This window comes from Winogradskyella helgolandensis (assembly GCF_013404085.1).
GTDB classification, from domain to species: domain Bacteria; phylum Bacteroidota; class Bacteroidia; order Flavobacteriales; family Flavobacteriaceae; genus Winogradskyella; species Winogradskyella helgolandensis.
Genome location: NZ_JABFHO010000001.1, coordinates 958,650 through 977,494, shown reverse-complemented (window position 1 = coordinate 977,494; position 18,845 = coordinate 958,650). Strand labels below are relative to the sequence as shown.

The 18,845-nt window shown below is 33.2% G+C and carries 14 protein-coding genes and 1 pseudogene; 11 read left to right on the top strand and 4 right to left on the bottom strand.

The genetic code is table 11. The annotated features are described in order from the left end of the window. Nucleotides 1–9 precede the first annotated feature (9 nt). Both HM992_RS03950 and hemH read right to left on the bottom strand, forming a co-directional pair. Nucleotides 10–1,365 carry an MATE family efflux transporter gene (locus tag HM992_RS03950; RefSeq protein ID WP_179318789.1) on the bottom strand — a complete coding sequence of 452 codons (1,356 nt, stop codon included), beginning with the start codon at nt 1,363–1,365 and terminating at the stop codon, nt 10–12. Beyond that, nucleotides 1,365–2,399, bottom strand: coding sequence for a ferrochelatase (hemH, locus tag HM992_RS03945; RefSeq protein ID WP_178986304.1), 1,035 nt, complete (start codon nt 2,397–2,399; stop codon nt 1,365–1,367). Before hemH ends, HM992_RS03950 begins: the two co-directional genes overlap by 1 nt. Nucleotides 2,400–2,699: 300 nt before the next feature. Between hemH and HM992_RS03940 the strand changes: the two genes are divergently transcribed. After that, nucleotides 2,700–6,218: a TraB/GumN family protein gene (locus HM992_RS03940; protein ID WP_179318788.1), complete on the top strand. Its 3,519-nt coding sequence runs from the start codon at nt 2,700–2,702 to the stop codon at nt 6,216–6,218. Here HM992_RS03940 and HM992_RS19800 read toward each other — a convergent pair. Next, a pseudogene (locus tag HM992_RS19800) lies at nt 6,215–6,390 on the bottom strand (AraC family transcriptional regulator); the annotation flags it as partial. The gene HM992_RS03940 and the pseudogene HM992_RS19800 overlap by 4 nt on opposite strands. Before the next feature lie 134 nt (nt 6,391–6,524). Between HM992_RS19800 and HM992_RS03935 the strand changes: the two are divergent. Next, nucleotides 6,525–7,265, top strand: coding sequence for a GLPGLI family protein (locus HM992_RS03935; RefSeq protein WP_179318787.1), 741 nt, complete (start codon nt 6,525–6,527; stop codon nt 7,263–7,265). Nucleotides 7,266–7,268: 3 nt separating this feature from the next. Next, a complete protein-coding gene (locus HM992_RS03930) occupies nt 7,269–9,938 on the top strand; it encodes a carboxypeptidase-like regulatory domain-containing protein (protein ID WP_179318786.1) in 2,670 nt (889 codons plus the stop codon). 65 nt (nt 9,939–10,003) lie between these two features. On the opposite strand, the gene HM992_RS03925 is transcribed toward HM992_RS03930, so the two are convergent. Beyond that, nucleotides 10,004–10,903: a helix-turn-helix transcriptional regulator gene (locus HM992_RS03925; RefSeq protein ID WP_179318785.1), complete on the bottom strand. Its 900-nt coding sequence runs from the start codon at nt 10,901–10,903 to the stop codon at nt 10,004–10,006. 209 nt (nt 10,904–11,112) lie between these two features. Here HM992_RS03925 and hemA point away from each other — a divergent pair, with 209 nt between their 5' ends. The 8 genes from hemA to HM992_RS03885 all read left to right on the top strand — a co-directional run bounded on the left by hemA (nt 11,113) and on the right by HM992_RS03885 (nt 18,783). Further along, on the top strand, nt 11,113–12,360 hold the full coding sequence (hemA, locus tag HM992_RS03920) for a glutamyl-tRNA reductase (protein ID WP_179318784.1): 1,248 nt from the start codon (nt 11,113–11,115) through the stop codon (nt 12,358–12,360). Beyond that, nucleotides 12,353–13,933, top strand: coding sequence for a hydroxymethylbilane synthase (hemC, locus tag HM992_RS03915; protein WP_179318783.1), 1,581 nt, complete (start codon nt 12,353–12,355; stop codon nt 13,931–13,933). The genes hemA and hemC overlap by 8 nt, the downstream gene beginning before the upstream one ends. Before the next feature lie 54 nt (nt 13,934–13,987). Continuing rightward, nucleotides 13,988–14,344, top strand: a complete 357-nt coding sequence (locus tag HM992_RS03910) for a four helix bundle protein (protein WP_020895122.1) — start codon at nt 13,988–13,990, stop codon at nt 14,342–14,344. A gap of 43 nt (nt 14,345–14,387) precedes the next feature. Beyond that, nucleotides 14,388–15,416 (top strand): uroporphyrinogen decarboxylase, encoded by a 1,029-nt coding sequence (gene hemE / locus HM992_RS03905; RefSeq protein ID WP_179318782.1) that lies wholly within the window; start codon nt 14,388–14,390, stop codon nt 15,414–15,416. 73 nt (nt 15,417–15,489) lie between these two features. Next, nucleotides 15,490–16,260, top strand: a complete 771-nt coding sequence (locus HM992_RS03900; RefSeq protein ID WP_178986312.1) for an EI24 domain-containing protein — start codon at nt 15,490–15,492, stop codon at nt 16,258–16,260. Further along, complete coding sequence (locus HM992_RS03895) at nt 16,260–16,817, top strand: GNAT family N-acetyltransferase (protein ID WP_178986313.1); 558 nt, start codon at nt 16,260–16,262, stop codon at nt 16,815–16,817. The genes HM992_RS03900 and HM992_RS03895 overlap by 1 nt, the downstream gene beginning before the upstream one ends. A gap of 568 nt (nt 16,818–17,385) precedes the next feature. Next, nucleotides 17,386–18,324: an oxygen-dependent coproporphyrinogen oxidase gene (gene hemF / locus HM992_RS19795; protein WP_229720538.1), complete on the top strand. Its 939-nt coding sequence runs from the start codon at nt 17,386–17,388 to the stop codon at nt 18,322–18,324. Nucleotides 18,325–18,396: 72 nt separating this feature from the next. Continuing rightward, nucleotides 18,397–18,783: a YchJ family protein gene (locus HM992_RS03885; protein WP_179318780.1), complete on the top strand. Its 387-nt coding sequence runs from the start codon at nt 18,397–18,399 to the stop codon at nt 18,781–18,783. Nucleotides 18,784–18,845: the final 62 nt, after the last annotated feature.

The following is an 18,845-nucleotide window of genomic DNA, read 5'->3' as shown; positions in this document are numbered from 1 at the left end:
GATTAAAAATCATTCAATTAATTCAGCATTCAAACTCAACTTTACTTCACGATATAAAAAATAAGCCGTTACTATAGTTGAAAGCACATCTGAAATAGGAAATGACATCCAGATGCCCAATTCCCCAAAATATAAAGGTAAAACATACATTAACGGGATAAAGAAAATTGCTTGTCTGGTAAGCGTCAGTAGCAATGCTGGCATCGCTTTTCCAACTGCTTGAAAATACGCCGCTCCTATAAGTTGCAATGCTACAATTGGTACGGCTGCAAACGTCCACCGCATATTACTTGGAGTCTCTCTAATAACTTCAAGATCGGTTGTAAACCACTTTGTAATCACTTCAGGAAAAACCATTAATCCAACAAATACAATCGTTGCTAAAATCGTCGCATATTTTATGGCTGTATAAATAGATTCCTTTACACGTTGAAATTTTTCGGCTCCATAGTTAAAACCAGCAATAGGAATAAAGCCTTGTGTAATACCATAAATCGGAAATAACGCAAACATACTCAGCCTACCCACTATGGCATAAGCGGTGACCGAAGTTTCGCCACCAAAATTAAATAAGGCATTGTTAACGAGTAAAAACGTCACACTAACAACAGCTTGTCTCACCAAAGTCACAAAGCCTAAAGAACCAATTTCAGAAACAATGGCTTTATCTAATTTAAAATGTGAAAGGTCTATTTTTAATTCTGAATTCTTAGAAAGAAAATACCACATAATAAATAAAAAAGAAACCACATAAGAACCTGTAGTTGCCCATGCAGCACCAGCCATTCCGTAATCTAAAATATTAATAAAGACGTAGTCTAGAATTAGGTTTCCAATGGATGGAATCATCATTGCATACATTGCAAATTTTGGTTTTCCCTCGGCCCTTATGACGGTATTACCCATCATTACAAATCCGAGAATTGGAACACCATAAAGAATGATTTCGTAATAGACTTTTGCAGGCTCAAAAATATTTCCTTTTCCACCAAAAGCAGGAATCAGTGTATCCACAAAATACAATCCAAAAACAGCAAATGATACAGTGAATAGAAAAGTTAATGTTAATTGATTTCCAAATGTTTTTAAGGCTTTTACTAGGTTATTGCTCCCTAAGGCTCTTGAAATAATTGAAGAACCTCCAATACCAATTGCCATACCAAGGGCAGCAATAAAAAACGACACTGGTAATACAACATTAATCGCCGCAATGGCTGTTGCGCCAATCCAATTACCTACAAAAATAGTATCGACCAAGATGTTAAGGGACATCACCAAAATACCAATAGATGCTGGTACGGCTTGCTTAATAAGTAATTTACCTATAGGCTGATTTCCCAAGTCTTGTGACGATACATTTGCCATTACACCACAGTGGTTTTTGCACTTGCCCACTCCGTAATGATATTAGCCATGACGTCAGCAAAATCATCGCGGTCGTTGAGACAAGGAATAACTGTAAATTCTTCCCCTCCCATTTCGTGGAAGATTTCTTCACCTTCCATCGCAATTTCTTCCAATGTTTCTAGACAGTCACTTACAAAAGCAGGCGTTACAATCGCCATTTTTTTGGTGCCTGCCTTACCCATTCTCTCAATGGTTCTGTCTGTATAAGGCTGTAACCATGGATCAAAACCAAGTCTCGACTGAAACGTCGTAGAATATGTGCCATTTTTTAAACCTAACTTTTTTGCCACATTTACAGTGGTAATTTCACATTGGTGACGGTAACAAAATTCATGTTGTTTACTACCCATTTTAAAACAGCATTTACCATTCATTTGGCAGTTGCCATTGGTAATATCACTTTTTCTAATATGTCTTTCAGGAACTCCATGATAACTAAAGAGGATATGTTCATAATCCAAATCATTCAAAGTTTCACCTATACTTTTAGAAAGTACGTTGATATAGTCTTCACGATTATAAAACGCTGGAGTCCTAGTAATTTTTACATTTGGAAAATGTTCAGCGACCAACTCATCAACTTTTACATCAATCGTTTCTGTGGTAGCCATTGCAAATTGTGGATATAGTGGGATTGTTTTTATTTCAGTACAACCTTTATCTACCAATTCCTGCAAGCCTTTTTTAATAGTCATGCTACCATAACGCATAGCAAGAGCTACAGGATAATCTACTTTTTCTTGTACTTTTACTTGCAGTCGTTCAGACAATACAATTAACGGAGACCCTTCTTCCCACCAAATTTTTTGATATGCGGCAGCCGATTGTTTTGGCCGCGTATTTAAAATGATACCTTTTACTAATAAGGTTCTTGCCCAAAGTGGCACATCAATTACACGTTCGTCCATTAAAAATTCGCCAAGATATTTCTTAACATCTTTAGGACTTGGACTATCTGGAGAACCCAAATTAACTAATAAAATTCCTTTCATGCTGAATTTATTTCAGTATCTCTTACAAGAGATTTATGCTTTTCTTTTTCAACTACAAAAGTACAATACTTAATAATAGTTTGTATTCATTTAAAAGTTAATAAATATGAAATACGCACCAATAATCATGGTTTTTTATCGACTTTTATAAATTAGATAGAGCTGTTTAAAGGATTTAAATATCTTTACAAGCCTTGAATAAATATATTATGAACCGAGCATGTTCAAAATTTTATCATTTTAAAGAGATAATTAATTACGAACTGCACGTGACTATTAAAAGTCAATACCTATAAACACATGAAGAAAATCTTATCCATATGCCTTACATTATTTACAATCGTTGCATTTTCACAACAACAATATCAAAGTTTACTTTGGAAAATTACAGGTAACGGACTCGAAAAACCGTCGTATCTCTATGGCACTATGCACGTCAGTAAAAAAGTGGCGTTCAGATTAGACGATGTGTTTTATAAAGCTTTAAATCAGAGTGATTGTATTGCCTTAGAATCCGACCCCACAACATGGCCAGGTTTCAATTATGATATGATGTTAGGACAAATGGCTGGATATAACAATTATAACGACGATTTTTATACCAATCTTTTTAAGCTCACACATCCTGAAGAAATGGCGATTAGAGGCTCTGTTCGCATGGATAACAATGCCGTAAATGCCTATTTATACAGAAAAAGTAGCGCTTCAGATAATTTTGAAGAAGAGACGTATTTAGACATGTTTATTTTTCAGGCTGGAAAGAAAAACGATAAAAAAATATATGCTTTAGAGGATTTAGAAGAATCGCGATACTTAACCACCAAAGCGGCTTATAATGCCAATAAAAAAGAAATAGATCCTTGGGTTCAAAAATTGTATGCTAAAGAGAATGCCTATTTAATTCAAGAAAACTTATATCGCGATCGGAATTTAGATTTACTAGATTCTATTGGAGCTGGTGTAAACACGGAATTTTTCAGAGAAAATATGCTCTATATCCGAAATGAAAATATGGTCGTTTCTTTAGAAAAACTAATGCCAACTAAATCCGTTTTTGCAGGCGTTGGCGCTGCACATTTACCAGGCGAACATGGCATGATTAATATGTTGCGTAAAAGAGGTTACACGGTAAAAGCATTAACGTCTGAGCAAACCGATTATAGCAAAACAGAAAAAACAAAACTCGATAGTCTTTTTGTAACACCAGACCTTAAAAACCACAGCACACCAGATGGATTTTTAAGGATTAATACCTATGATGAACTTCGCGAACTTTCTTATGGTGGACAAAAATATTATCTAGATCCAGACATGACCAATGGCGCTTATTTAACCATAAATAGAATTAGTCGCTTCACCTATTTACCCAACGAAAAATCTAATATTACCTTAAAAGAGATTGATCATTTATTATACGAAGATATTCCTGGTGATATCATTAAAAAGGAAGAATTAACCACACCTTATCCAGGCATTAGCATCGTTAACAAAACTAAGAAAGGCGAATTTCAGAAGTATCATATTTATGAAACTCCTTTAGAAATTATAATTATAAAATTTGCTGGCCGTAGTGATTTTGTACTTAAACATGAGGATAAGATTTTCAATTCTATAACACTGAAAACTCCTTCAAACGCGACACAATTATTTGTATCTCCAGAGAAAAAATTTCAAGTTGATTTTCCTGACTATTACATTACTAGCAACATGAATAACTATGGGAAAAAGTTAGTAGAAGGCTATAAAAACGACGCCTATTATTTTGTTGAAGAAGCCGTTTTAAACGACCTAACGTATATTGAAGAAGATAGTTTTGAAGCTAAATATTTTCATCATGCTTTATATAAAAACTACAAGCTTACTGAAGCTGAAGGTGGTTTTAAAGCTGGCGATTACAAAACGTATGAGTCCAATGCCGTTTTAGATGCAGATACCAATAAAAAGTTATATCTAAAAACTATTGTTAAAGATGGCAGCTACTATTTACTAGGGTATGTTGGCACTAATGATAATGATAAATCTTCGTTTTTTAAATCGTTTAAATTCAATAAAACGGATTATTCAGGTTTTGAAAAAGTGATAGATACGTCATTACATTTTTCAGTTAACACTAATGGAAAAGCACCTTTACCAAATCCGTATAACTACAATTATAATGGTGGTAAAAAAGCGAAAGATTACGAACAAACTATAGATGAAACGGTATATTCTACCTATGCCAACGAACAAATTACGGTATCTAGAACTAAGTTTCACGATTTACAAATGTTTCATAATGTAGATAGTCTTTGGACAAATTTAGAAGACAAAGTGAATTATAAAGCGCATTATTATAAAGCCGAAAAAGCATTTCATATTGCGAATCGTTCTTCCACCAAAACCGATGATGGTATTTACATTCATACTTTTAGTTACTCGGATTCTGCAAGTGCAAAGCAAGTACTAGTTAAAAATATCCTGAAGGAAGGAGTTCTTTTCGAACTGAAAACTTTGGTAGATTCTATAAGTGCGCCTTCCACATTTGTGACTGAGTTTTACGAGTCATTTACACCCAAAGACACACTTTTAGGCAAAGATGTACTTCAAGATAAAACCGATTTGTTTTTTGAAGCTTTAAGAGCAAAAGACAGTATTGTTTTAGAATCTTACGGCCTTATTAAATTTAAGAAACATAACAGTAAAGATATTGTGTCTATTCTGAAAGATTTTGAATTCGACAAAGAGCGCTTAGAGATAAAATCGTACCTAGTAGAACAACTTATCGAAATCGATTTAAAGAACAATCTGCCTTTTATAAAGCAATTGTATCACGATAGTTATTCTGACCCACAAACTCAAATTTCTATTTTAGAAGGCTTGTTAGATTCTAACACTAAAGAGTCTTACACCATTGCTTTAGAATTAATGGAACGCGATTTACCTATAGGAAGTGTTGGTAGCATGTTCTATAATTACAAAGGCAAAGATTCTTTGGATTTAAAAGCCTCATTATTTCCTAAAATATTAGAATACAGTACTATACAAGAATACAAACAACCACTTTATACTTTACTTGCCAAAGTAAAAGACAGTGGACTAGTAAAGCAAAAGACCTATAAAAAATATAAAAATCAGTTGATAAATGATGCTAAAATGGAGATTAAGCGAAATTTAGGAAGCTATAATAATTATGGTTATAATTCGTATTCTCAAAATTTAGCGACTTATGTAAGATTGATTTTCCCTTATAGAAATGAACGTACGGCTCAAGATTTTTTTGAAAAACTGATGAGTGTAGATGACACGAAAGCTTTGGTAAAATATTACATTCTATTAGTAAAAGCAAAAGAAACGATTCCAGCAAAACTTAACGAAAAGCTATTAAATGATGAAGAAAATCAATACCTGGTTTTAGAAGAATTAGATGCTTCTAAATTATTGGGCAAACTAAAATCTATTGGTATTAACCAACAACAATTTGCCAAATCCAAACTTTTATCGGACGCCAATTATGAAAAAGAACAAGATTCTATTGCCTTTCTTTTTAAGCGCGATTTTATAACCGATAAAGGTAAAAATGCCGTAATGTATTTCTTTAAAATAGATAAGGATGACGAGTATTCTGGCAAGGTTGAAGCGTTACATTACATCTCTTTTATTAAGCCAAAAGACCCTAAGCAACTGGTTGTAGATTATTATTCTAAATCTGAAAGTTATGGTACCATCGTAGATAAAACAAAGGAGATAGAAGAGCAATATATTGAAATCCTTAATCTAGCAATTTATAAGGATAGACAACGGGTTACACCAAGTGGTGGTGATGGGTATTATGATTATTAACTAGAAGCCGATATATACTTATTAGACGTAGTCTCAAATTTTTTTTTAAAGCCCCAATAAAATGGCTTTCTGTGCTGCACCCTACTTTTAGTCCAACTTTGTTTACATTATAATCGCCAGATTCTAAAAGTTTACGTGCCACTTCCATTTTATAATCGAATAGAAAACTAAAACCATAATATCTCTAAGAAATTGATGTGTTTAGTGTTTTTATTTATATTTAAGGTATTCAAATAGTTACAGATAAGCTTTGCAAATTAATCATATCTAAAGATTAAATACCTTTAGATTCTTTATAAAAAACACATGAAATATCTAAGATTATTAATAATTATAACATTTTCTATAGGAACATTAAACATAAGTGCACAAGCTAATCTTTCTGGTATTATATCATACGAGTCTACAATAAATCAAAAAAAAGTAGATGATTATTTAAAGAAAAGAGATTCATTAGTCAAACAAAAGTCAGGTGAGTTTATGGTACAAAGTCTAGATGCAATTTACTTAAATTCAAAACCGACGTTGTCAAAAATTATATTTAACAATGGTGAAGGTTTATTTAAGGTAGAGACAGATTTAAATTTAGACAATAATGACATAGCGCAAAGGGCAGCTAGAATTAGTGCAGGTGGATCTCGTGAATACTACTACAATACTTTAGAAGGCACTTATTTAATAAAAGAGTGCGAAGCTGTGGGTGAGTGTTTTATATATCCAAACCCAAATTTAGAATGGGAATTGACACAAGAGTCAAAACAAATTAATGGGTATGAAGCGTTTAAAGCCACACGCAGTGATGGCAAGGTTACTGCATGGTATGCGCCAAAATTACCTCTAAATTTTGGGCCTAAAGGAGAATATGGTTTGCCAGGGTTAATTTTAGAATTAGAAATAGGTAGAACAATCTTTAAGGTCACTAAAATAGAGCTTAATCCAAAACGAAAAGTTAAAGTAAAAGCGCCTACAAACGGAAAAGTTGTTACCTATGAAGAATATGAAAAAATTATAGAAAAAGCAAAACGCAGTGTCTTCGGTAACAATTAGTGGATGAAAATAAACTATATCATTTTATTACTATTGTTTTCAACACAGTTATGGGGTCAAAAAATAACAATATCGGGTACCGTTAAAGATAGCCTTAATAATGTTGTTCCGTATGCGAATGTAATTGCTAAACCCAAAGACCTATCAAAAAACTTACAATTTTCTATAACGGATAATGAGGGATTGTACAAATTACAACTTACTAAAGGAGATACGGTAACAATTAGAATTTCGTATTTAGGTTACAAGCCTATTAATTTTCAATTTGTAGCCTCAAACACGCTAAAAAAAGATTTTATTTTAGAGCCGTCTTCAGAGGAGTTAGATGAAGTTGTTATAGAAATGCCTGTAACCGTGAGTGGTGATACCACTACCTACAAAACAGACAAATTTGTTGATGGCTCTGAGCGCAAATTAAGAAACGTACTCAAAAAACTACCTGGTGTAGAAGTAACCAAAGATGGTAGTGTGACCGTTTTAGGTAAAAAAATCACCCATATGCTAGTCGATGGAAAAAAGTTTTTTGGTGGCAACTCAAAATTGGCGGTCAACAATATCCCAGCAAATGCCATTGGAGATATAGAAGTCATTGATAACTATAATGAAATAGCTTTTTTAAAAGGCTTAACAGACTCGAATGATATGGCGATGAACGTAATTCTAAAAAAAGATAAAAACCGATTTACGTTTGGCGATGTAGAAATAGGTAAAGGAAACCGTGATTTCTACAAAACAAACGCCAATCTCTTTTACTATGCACCTAAAACTAATATAAATTTTATCGGAAATATTAATAATATAGGTGAGCAAACCATGTCATTTAAAGACTATTTTAGTTTTTCTGGTGGTGTAAATGCCGTTTTTAACGGTAATTTTGATTTTCGTGGTGGCGACTTTTCTCAGTTTATGAACAATAGAGATGTCTTAACTAGTACACAAAAATTTGGTGCCTTAAACATCACAAAAACTGCTACTTCAAAATTAGATATTTCAGGATATGTTATTTTTTCAGACAGCAATACCAGCAGTTTTGTTGAGGATTTTAATGAATACACAACCTTAATAGAAGAAAGAACAAACAAAACAGACGCACAAAATTTGTTAGGAATAGCAAACCTCAACTTAGAATATTCACCAAACACTAAGGAAAAGTGGCATGCAAGGACACAAATAAAAAAAACTAATAACAGACATGATAATAACTTAGCGAGTTTGGTATCAAATAATACGAATACCATAAATACAGATAAACGTTTAACAGCAATATTTGTGAACCAAAATATAGAATGGCACAAAAGAAAATCGGCTAAACACACATTCTCTGCAGTAATTAATTATGTATTTGATACAACGGACAGAAGCACATCTTGGACAACAAACCATCCAATTTTACAAGGCTTAATCCCAACTGATAATAGTCAGGATTTAACGCGTATATTTCAAGAGAGCAACACACAAAAGCAAAATTTTGATGGTGTTTTTAAACATTTTTGGGAAATTAACAACAGTAATCATATTTATTCTACCATAGGTAATAAACTTTTGATAGAAGATTTTTTCACAGAAGACCTACAACACTTAGATAACGACAGTGAAAATAATTTTGCAACTGGTGGATTTAACAACGACCTAGCTTTTAAATTAAATGATGCTTTTACAGGATTACATTATAAATTTAGAACAGGAATTTTCACTTTTAAACAAGGCGCTTTTTTACACAATTACAATTGGAATGTAAACCAACAAACACAAGTACATAAAAACAAGTGGGTTGTTTTGCCTGATTTTTTAGCTAAAGTTGAGTTTAATAAATCTAAAACAATACAGTTTAATTATAATTTAAAAACAAGCTTCTCTGATGCTAGTCGTTTTGCAAACCAATTTTATTTACAATCTTATAATTCTGTTTTTAGAGGTAATGAAAATTTAGAAAACAACTTATTTCATTCGCTGAATATAAGATATAGTAGATTTAGCCTGTATAGAGGTTTAGTTCTATTTGCAAATCTTAGCTATAACAAGCAAATCAGAGGTGTAAGAAATTCAGTTGTCTTTGACACATCAAACCCTAACCCTTCCCAGCAAATCAATCTGTTTTTAACAGCGAAACTGTTCAACAATGCTTCCGAAGATTTTATAGCTAATATTCACTTGGAAAAAGATATAAAAAGCATAAAATACAAGTTAGACGTAGGGTATAATGATTCACGTTTCATTCAAGAAATAGATAATAGCATCGAAACTAACATTAATAGAAGCTACAATTATGAAGTAGGCTTAGAGACATTATATGAAAAATTTCCAACTATAGAACTAGGCATTAACCAAGATATTGGACGCTTTATATCTCACAATACCACTTCCAAATTTATAACCACAGTCCCTTTTGCAAAAATCGATTACTATTTTATGAACGGTTTTATTTTTAATTTTGAATACAGAAAAAACATCTATAATAATAAAGATTTTTCACAAAAGAACTCGTACGAAATTGCAAACACCTCTTTATCTTTTAATAAAGAAAACAGTGCTTGGTCTTTTAAAATCACTGGGCAAAACTTATTTGATGCCCGATTCAAACAAAGTAATAGATTTTCAGATTATTTAGTGTCCGATACTAAAACTTTTATTTTGCCTAGAATTCTAATGTTTAGTGTTGGATATAATTTATAAATATTTATCGGTGGTTGTTATTTATAAAAACAAATCGAAGGGTCATTTTCAGAAACAAAACAGCATCAACTAGAAGCCGTTATATACTTCTTAGGCGTCGTCCCAAATTTCTTTTTAAAAGCCGCAATAAAATGGCTTCCTGTGCTGTACCCTACTTTTAGACCCACTTCGTTTACATTATAATCGCCAGATTCCAAAAGTTTACGTGCCACTTCCATTTTATAATCGAATAGAAAACTAAAAACCGAATCGCCATAAATCTGCTTAAACCCTTCTTTTAATTTTTTGAGACTTAGACCTATATCATCTGCTAACTCTTGCAACGTTGGTGGTTCTGCCATATTGGCGATAATGATGTCTTTTGCTTTTTTTAGTTTAGCCACATTGACCTCATCTACTAAATAGGGACATTGTTCAATATCGGCATCTTCACTTCGGTTAAAAAACAAACTTAATAATTCGTAAGCTTTACCTTTAAAGTATAAGGATTTAATAGAACTATTAAGATTAAAACTGATGAGCTGATTTAAAACCACAGCCATTGAAGGCGATATTTTGCCGTCTTTGTAATATTTTTTGTCCTTATTATCATCAGTTAAAAAGGTGACATAATTGGCGTCGTTAGAAAATAAACCATGAAATTTTTTAATAGAAATTACCAAAGACACCAACCAAGAATGTGGTTTCAATTCTAAATGAATCGGTAAATCACGTTGCGGATTGTATAACAACAAAGACGTTTCCTCATCAATATTCAACGTATAATTACCTTGATTAAACATAAAAGCAGCTGAACCTTTACTACAAAAATGAAACTGAATATAACTACTATCAATCTCGCGCTCAATAACTTTAGTATGATCACTATCATTTTTGCTAGTTAATACAATAAAACCTTCTTCAATATTAATTTCATCAAAAGTACCTTGAGCGTTACTTTTTAAAGCCGAATTTTCTAATTTCATTTTGATACTATTTAGATTGGTTCTAAACTAAGACTATGAAAAGCCTTGATTTCACTACAAAAGTATGATATTTATCACCTTTTATCGAAAAAGCTCTAGAAAAAACCACAATCGATACTTAAAGTTCTTCTAGCGTTATTTTTTTATGAATATCAAAATTACATTTGCGCTGTTACTTTCCTAAGTCAGGTAAACGAGTAAAGCAACACATGCCAAACAGAAGCAAATATTTTTACGCTATAGGTCTCAGCTATAAAAAAGCTGACGCGCGCGTACGTGGTCATTTTAGTTTAAGTGATGATGCAAAACAAAACGTTTTGTCTCAAGCAAAACAAAATGGCGTAGAAAGCCTATTGGCGATTTCTACATGTAACAGAACTGAACTTTACGGTTTTGCAGAACACCCTTTTCAGTTGATTCAGCTCTTATGTGATAACACCAAAGGAACAGTTGAAGAATTTCGAGAGGTGGCCTACGTACATAAAAACAAAGACGCCATTAACCACATGTTTCGTGTAGGCTCTGGTTTAGACAGTCAGATTCTTGGCGATTTTGAAATTATAAGTCAGCTTAAATTTGGTGCGAAAGCCTCTCGTAAAGTCGGTTTATTAAATTCATTTACGGAGCGCTTAGTGAATTCTGTAATTCAAGCGAGTAAGCGCATTAAAAACGAAACGGAATTATCTTCTGGCGCAACATCGGTTTCTTTTGCCTCTGTTCAGTACATCATGAATAACGTAGAAACCATTTCTGAAAAGAATATTCTACTCTTCGGAACAGGAAAAATAGGAAGAAATACTTGTGAAAATTTAGTAAAACACACTAAAAATTCTCATATTACCTTAATAAACAGAACAAAAACGAAAGCTGAAGAAGTTGCTGGTAAATTCAATCTAGTTGTAAAAGATTACGACAATTTAACCCAAGAACTTAATGCTTCAGATATCGTTATTGTGGCTACAGGAGCACAAAACCCAACGGTATATAAGTCTTTAATTTCAACTGAAAAACCTTTATTGGTTTTAGATTTATCAATTCCAAAGAATGTTAACGAAGATATTAGAGACCTTTCTAATATCACTTTAGTTCATTTAGATGATTTAGCTAAAATCACAGATGATACTTTAGAAAAACGAAAAGCATTTATTCCTGATGCCGAATCTATAATAGAAGACATTACAACCGAATTTAATGCTTGGTTAGATACTTTGAAATTCGTTCCAACCATTCAGGCTATAAAACATAAATTGACTGATTTTAAAAATTCTGAATTCAATACGCAACGTAAAAAAATGGCTGATTTTAATGAAGATCAGGCCGAATTGATTACAAATAATTTGATTCAGAAAATCACAAACCAGTTTGCACATCACTTAAGAGAAGACAGTAATTCTTCCGACGAAAGCATTGAGCTTATCAAAAAAATATTTCAGTTAGAAACTACCAATAATGTCTAAAATAATTCGCATTGGCACACGCGACAGCCAGCTCGCTATGTGGCAAGCAAAAACTGTTCAATCTCAACTTGAACATTTAGGTCACAAAACCGTACTTGTTCCCATAAAGTCAACAGGAGATTTAGTTCTCGATAAACCCTTATACGAACTTGGTATTACCGGAATTTTTACTAAAACTCTAGATATCGCCATGCTTAAAGGCATTATTGATATTGCGGTTCATTCCTTAAAAGATGTACCAACTGTTTTACCAAAAGGTATTATACAAGCGGCTGTTTTAAAACGTGGAAACATAAATGATACCTTAGTTTTTAAAACAAACGAAGAGTTTTTATCTTCTAGAGATGCCGTTATTGCAACAGGAAGTTTAAGACGTCGCGCACAATGGTTAAATCGTTATCCAACACATACCATTGTTGGTTTGCGAGGCAACGTGAATTCTAGATTAGAAAAACTAGAAACCAACGACGATTGGGATGCTGCTATTTTTGCAGGAGCAGGTTTAGGTCGCTTAGATTTAACACCAGAAAACTCGATTAATTTAAGTTGGATGATTCCTGCACCTGCACAAGGAGCCATTATGATTACGGCTTTAGAATCTGATGAAGAAACCAGAGCAATACTAACTGAAATTAATGACGAAGTCACTCAAATTTGCACATCAATTGAGCGCGAATTTCTAAATCGCCTAGAAGGTGGTTGTACCGCTCCAATTGGAGCTATTTGTTATATAAACAAAGAGGAAGAAGTTAATTTTAAAGGTATTCTTTTAAGTAAGGATGGTAGTAAAAAGATTGAAGTTACTAAAGTTGCTGCTTTAGGAAGCCACCATAACATTGCCGAATTCTGTGCCGATTATATCATTGGAAAAGGTGGTAAAGTTTTAATTGACGAATTAACGCAAGGTGATAAAATCACTAATATATATTCTACCAAACAATTAACTAACGATCAGAAAGCGTTGTTTCATGATGATGTTGTCGCTGAAAGTAACGATGATATTAAGATTAATCCAAATCGACTGAGTAAAACTATCATTCGTAACGAAATTGAGAACGTTATTATTACGAGTCAGAATACTGTTGAATCATTACTCACTAATTTTTCGGCGGTGGAATTACAATTCAAAAATATTTATTGTGTAGGTCGAAAGACAAAGCGCATGGTTGAAAAACGTATCGGAAAAGTAAAACACTATGAGCAATACGCTAAAGATTTAGCCAATCACATAGTTGAATTTATGGATGGTACCGAAGTCACTTATTTCTGTAGTAATTTGAGATTAGACACGATTCCGGATATTTTATCTAAAAACAACATTAAAGTCAACGAAGTTGAAGCCTACGAAACAAAACTTGACGCTAAAAAAGTAGAAGGTGAGTTAGATGGAGTTATGTTTTACAGTCCATCTACCGTTCAAAGTTTCTTAAAGCACAATGAAGCCAATGGCATTGCGTTTTGTATTGGAGAAACCACGGCTACTGAAGCTAAAAAACACTTTAAAGAAGTCCGTGTGGCTAAGGTTCCTTTGGTAGAGAGTGTTGTGGAGTTGGTTAATGAATTTTACTTATAGCTTTTAGCTTTTGGCTTTTAGCCTTTAGTCTCACTGTTATGAAAAGCTAAAAAAATGAGGAATTATAAAAACCTAAAGATTTGGGAGCAAGGGATTGAACTGGTAAAACAAATTTATGTTTTAGTAGAGCAACTACCTTCATCTGAAAAATTTGGTTTAAAATCTCAGATTACTAGAGCTGCAGTTTCAATTCCTTCAAATATTGCTGAAGGTTGCGCAAGAAATAGTGAAGTAGAATTCAAACGCTTTCTAGAGATTGCTATGGGTTCACTCTTTGAAGTTCATACCCAATTAATTATTATACAAGAATTAAAATTTATCAATCCTGAAGATTTAGCAGACATTTTTGAGCTAATTGAAACTGAAGGTAGAATGATAAATGGATTAATAAATACAATCAAAAATAGCTAGAGTAAGTGGCCAACAGCCAACAGCTAAAAGCTAAAAGCCAATTATGATAAAAAACGATTTATTCCTAAGAGCATTAAAAGGTGAAATAGTAGAACGTCCACCAGTTTGGATGATGCGTCAAGCAGGTAGATACTTACCTGAGTTTATGGAAATCAAAGCGAAATATGATTTCTTTACACGTTGTCAAACGCCAGAATTAGCAAGTGAAATTACAGTTCAACCGATTCGTCGTTATGGCATGGATGCTGCTATTTTGTTTTCAGATATTTTAGTGATTCCTCAAGCCATGAATATTGAGGTAGAGATGAAACCTAATTTCGGTCCTTATTTACCAAATCCTATTCGTTCTCAAAAAGATGTCGATAACGTCATTGTTCCAGATGTAAAAGAGGCTTTAAATTATGTTTACGAAGCTATAAAAGCAACAAAGGAAAAACTTAATGACGAAATTCCGTTAATTGGTTTTGCTGGTTCACCATGGACCATTTTATGTTATTGTGTGCAAGGTCAAGGGTCTAAAAACTTTGATAAAGCCAAAGAATTTTGTTTCACCAATCCGATTGCTGCACATCAATTATTACAGAAAATTACAGATACCACTATTGCTTATCTCAAAGAAAAAGTAAAAGCAGGTTGTAATGCAGTACAAGTATTCGATTCTTGGGGAGGCATGTTATCTCCTGTAGATTATCAAGAATTTTCATGGCAATATATCCAACAAATCATTGATGCTTTAAAAGACGATGCACCAGTTATCGCCTTTGGAAAAGGCTGCTGGTTTGCCTTAGATACAATGGCTAAATCTGGAGCTTCTGCTTTAGGTATCGACTGGACGTGTTCTGCTAAAAATGCACGTTACCTCACCGGAGGGAATATCACTTTACAAGGTAATTTTGATCCTACACGATTATTCTCGCCACCTGCCGAAATCAAGAAAATGGTGACCCAAATGATTAACGACTTCGGAAAAGATAAATACATCGTTAATTTAGGACATGGTATTTTACCAAACATTCCTTTAGAAAATGCCAAAGCATTTATTGATGCTGTAAAAGAATATAAAGCAGAATAACTTTAATGCTCAATTATTGTAACTTAGAACACCTTTTAACGTCTTTTAAGTGTCGTCAACTAAAAACAATAATATGATCAATAACATATTAAAAGGAATACAAGCATACACAGGAGCTTTCGCTTTAATTTCAAAATTAAAACTTTGGAAATATTTCGCCATCCCTATTATAATCAGTGTTGTAACAGCATTAATCATAGGATTATCTGCATACGGATTATCAGATAATATAGGTCGATTTATAGCCAGCGTTTGGCCTTGGGAATGGGGAAAAGAAACCTTTACTACCATCTCAACGTTTATAGGAGGTATTGTTGTAATTGCCATTGGCTTAATTTTATACAAACACATCATCATGGCATTATCCGCGCCATTTATGAGTCCGGTTTCAGAAAAAATTGAAACACATTTAACCGGAGTAGAACAACACAATCATAGAAACACATCCTTTAAAGACCAGCTGTGGCGAGGGATAAGAATTAATATCCGCAATTTAGCCAAAGAACTATTGGTTACGATTCCTATTTTACTTTTAAATTTTATCCCATTAATTGGAAACATCGCGTCGTCTGTAATATTATTCTTAGTGCAATCTTACTATGCTGGTTTTGGTAATATGGATTACACCTTAGAACGTCATTTTAAATACAGAGAGAGCATCAATTTTGTTGGACGATATAAAGGCATTGCTATAGGAAATGGCATGGTTTTTATGTTGTTTTTATTAATTCCGGTTATTGGTGTTATTTTGGTTTTACCTTTAAGCGTAACAGCCTCTTCTGTGAATACGGTAAAATTATTAGAGCAAGAAAGATTCTTGAATCAAAATAGCATCACAGTATAATGGTTGCCAAATTCGATGCTTTTGAAATCAATCCTATTCATGATGGAGACGCTTGGAAAGTTTGTGATTTCATAATCGCAAACGAAGACCGCTTAAAACGTTATTTCCCAAAAACCTTAGAGCAAAACCTCAACCCAACATTATCACAATTATTTGTTGAACAAAAAGTGAAGCAATTTGAAAATGACGAAGAATTTTTATTCACTTTAAAACATTCCGAAACAAGAGCACTCGCAGGACTTATTTACATCAAAGAACTCGATTGGAACACTAAACAAGGTGAATTTGCCTATTGTATTGGTTATACTTTTAAAGGGCAAGGACTGACTTCAAAAGCTATTGATAAGCTATCACAACATGCATTCAATAATTTAGGTCTAGAGACACTTCAAATTATAGCACATAAAGACAATTTATCGAGCATAAAAGTGGCTTTGAAAACTAATTTTAAATGGGTTAAAACTTTAATTAATGAGTTTACACCAATTGGAGAAGCGCCTTTGGATATGGAGTTGTATGAATTGGTTTCTGATTCCTGTAAGGTTTCAAAAACCTGACAGGTATTTATAATAAAGACAATAATAAAGGATATTTTCACCTATGGAAAAACTAACAAAAGGACATTATTTTCACATTTATAATCGAGGAGTTAATAGTACTAACATTTTTGAGAATGAAGAAAATATGTCTTATTTCTTAAGTCTCTTCAAGAAGTATCTTTCAGATTCTGTAGATATTCTTAGTTATTGCTTACTTAACAATCATTTTCATTTTATTGTTGAAATAAAAAATGAAAATTCATCACAAGCCTTTTCAAATTTGTTTAACGCTTATAGTAAAGCTTTTAATAAACAGAATTCTAGGACAGGTTCATTATTTGAGCGTCCATTTAAACGGAAATTAATAAAAGATGAAGAGTACCTTAAAAACCTAATTCTGTATGTTCATAAGAATCCAGAAACTCATAAAATAATAAAGGATTTTAGAACCTATAAATTCTCTTCATTTCATGATTTTTCTTCAGACAACAACAGTTTAATTACCTCAAAAAAAGACTATGTGCTTTCTTTGTTTGAAAACTTAGATAATTTTAATTTTATGCATCAAAATAGTTCTCTTAAAGACCTGTCAGGTTTTGAAAACCTTACAGGAGATTTAGAGGTTAAAGACAAATTCTTCAAATACATACACCAACTACAAGACACTATAACTTCAAAGCTTGAAGAAGTAGATGGCAAAGCCAAATTTCAAGAAGATAATTGGGACCGACCAGAAGGAGGTGGAGGAAGAACACGCGTTATAGAAAATGGAGCTGTTTTTGAAAAAGGAGGTGTAAACATATCTGGTGTTCATGGTAAACTACCAGATAGCATGCAAAAATACTTTGGTGTAGAAGACGCTGATTTCTTTGCTTGTGGTTTAAGTTTAGTCTTGCATCCTATAAATCCAATGGTGCCAACCGTACATGCTAATTGGCGCTATTTTGAAATGTATGATAAAGATGGAAACATCGTAGACCAATGGTTTGGTGGCGGACAAGATTTAACACCTTACTATTTGTTTGAAGAAGACGCCAAACACTTTCATCAAACTTGCAAAACTGCTTGCGATAAACATAACCCAGAATTTTACCCAAAATACAAATCGCGTTGCGATGAATACTTTTACAATGCTCACCGAAATGAAGGTCGTGGTTTAGGCGGTTTATTCTTTGATTATTGCAAAGCTACAGACGAGATGAGCATGCAAAATTGGTACGACTTTGTCACCGAAGTTGGAGATAGTTTCCTGGAAGCTTATGTACCGATTGTTGAAAAAAGAAAACATTTAGAATACACGAAACCTCAGCGTGATTGGCAAGAAATTAGAAGAGGACGTTATGTGGAATTTAATCTTGTACATGACAAAGGCACTTTATTTGGATTAAAAACCAATGGACGCATAGAAAGTATCTTAATGAGTTTACCACCACATGTACAATGGGTTTACGACCATCAACCAGAAACTGGAAGTGAAGAAGAAAAACTAATAAACATTTTACAAAACCCTGTGGATTGGGTATAAACAGTTGACACTATCTCAGACCTAGAAGGTTTTCCAAACCTTGCAGGTCTTTTCTTTAAAAAAACAGCAACAATGAACTGCTACTGCGGAACCAACAAAACTTACCAAGAGTGCTGCGAAGTTTTCCATCGCAACAACGGAAAAACAAACACCGCCGAACAACTTATGCGTTCTCGTTACAGCGCTTTTGTTCTCGCAAATGGAGATTATTTAATGGCAACGCATCACAAATCTACACGACCAACAAAAGAGAAAAAAGCGATTGTAAAATGGGCAAAATCTGTTCAGTGGATGCGACTAGAAATTTTAGAAACAACCAAAGGTTCTGAGAATGACACTGAAGGTACAGTAACCTTTAATGCTTATTTTTTTGAAAATGGAAACGTAGATGTCATTCATGAAAAATCAGCTTTTGTAAAAGAGAATGACCAATGGTTTTATTTAGGGTTGAGTGAATAAACATTAAAACTCAGTCCTAGCAAGTTTCAAAAAACCTAGCAGGTCTTCGCTTTACTTACCTT

Coding starts and splice junctions, on each gene's coding strand:
- HM992_RS03950 (WP_179318789.1), bottom strand. CDS start 1,365: ATGGCAAATGTATCGTCACAAGACTTGGGAAATCAGCCTATAGGTAAA.
- HM992_RS03930 (WP_179318786.1), top strand. CDS start 7,269: ATGAAAATAAACTATATCATTTTATTACTATTGTTTTCAACACAGTTA.
- HM992_RS03910 (WP_020895122.1), top strand. CDS start 13,988: ATGAGGAATTATAAAAACCTAAAGATTTGGGAGCAAGGGATTGAACTG.
- HM992_RS03935 (WP_179318787.1), top strand. CDS start 6,525: ATGAAATATCTAAGATTATTAATAATTATAACATTTTCTATAGGAACA.
- hemA (WP_179318784.1), top strand. CDS start 11,113: ATGCCAAACAGAAGCAAATATTTTTACGCTATAGGTCTCAGCTATAAA.
- hemH (WP_178986304.1), bottom strand. CDS start 2,399: ATGAAAGGAATTTTATTAGTTAATTTGGGTTCTCCAGATAGTCCAAGT.
- HM992_RS03895 (WP_178986313.1), top strand. CDS start 16,260: ATGGTTGCCAAATTCGATGCTTTTGAAATCAATCCTATTCATGATGGA.
- HM992_RS03940 (WP_179318788.1), top strand. CDS start 2,700: ATGAAGAAAATCTTATCCATATGCCTTACATTATTTACAATCGTTGCA.
- hemE (WP_179318782.1), top strand. CDS start 14,388: ATGATAAAAAACGATTTATTCCTAAGAGCATTAAAAGGTGAAATAGTA.
- HM992_RS03885 (WP_179318780.1), top strand. CDS start 18,397: ATGAACTGCTACTGCGGAACCAACAAAACTTACCAAGAGTGCTGCGAA.
- hemC (WP_179318783.1), top strand. CDS start 12,353: ATGTCTAAAATAATTCGCATTGGCACACGCGACAGCCAGCTCGCTATG.
- HM992_RS03925 (WP_179318785.1), bottom strand. CDS start 10,903: ATGAAATTAGAAAATTCGGCTTTAAAAAGTAACGCTCAAGGTACTTTT.
- HM992_RS03900 (WP_178986312.1), top strand. CDS start 15,490: ATGATCAATAACATATTAAAAGGAATACAAGCATACACAGGAGCTTTC.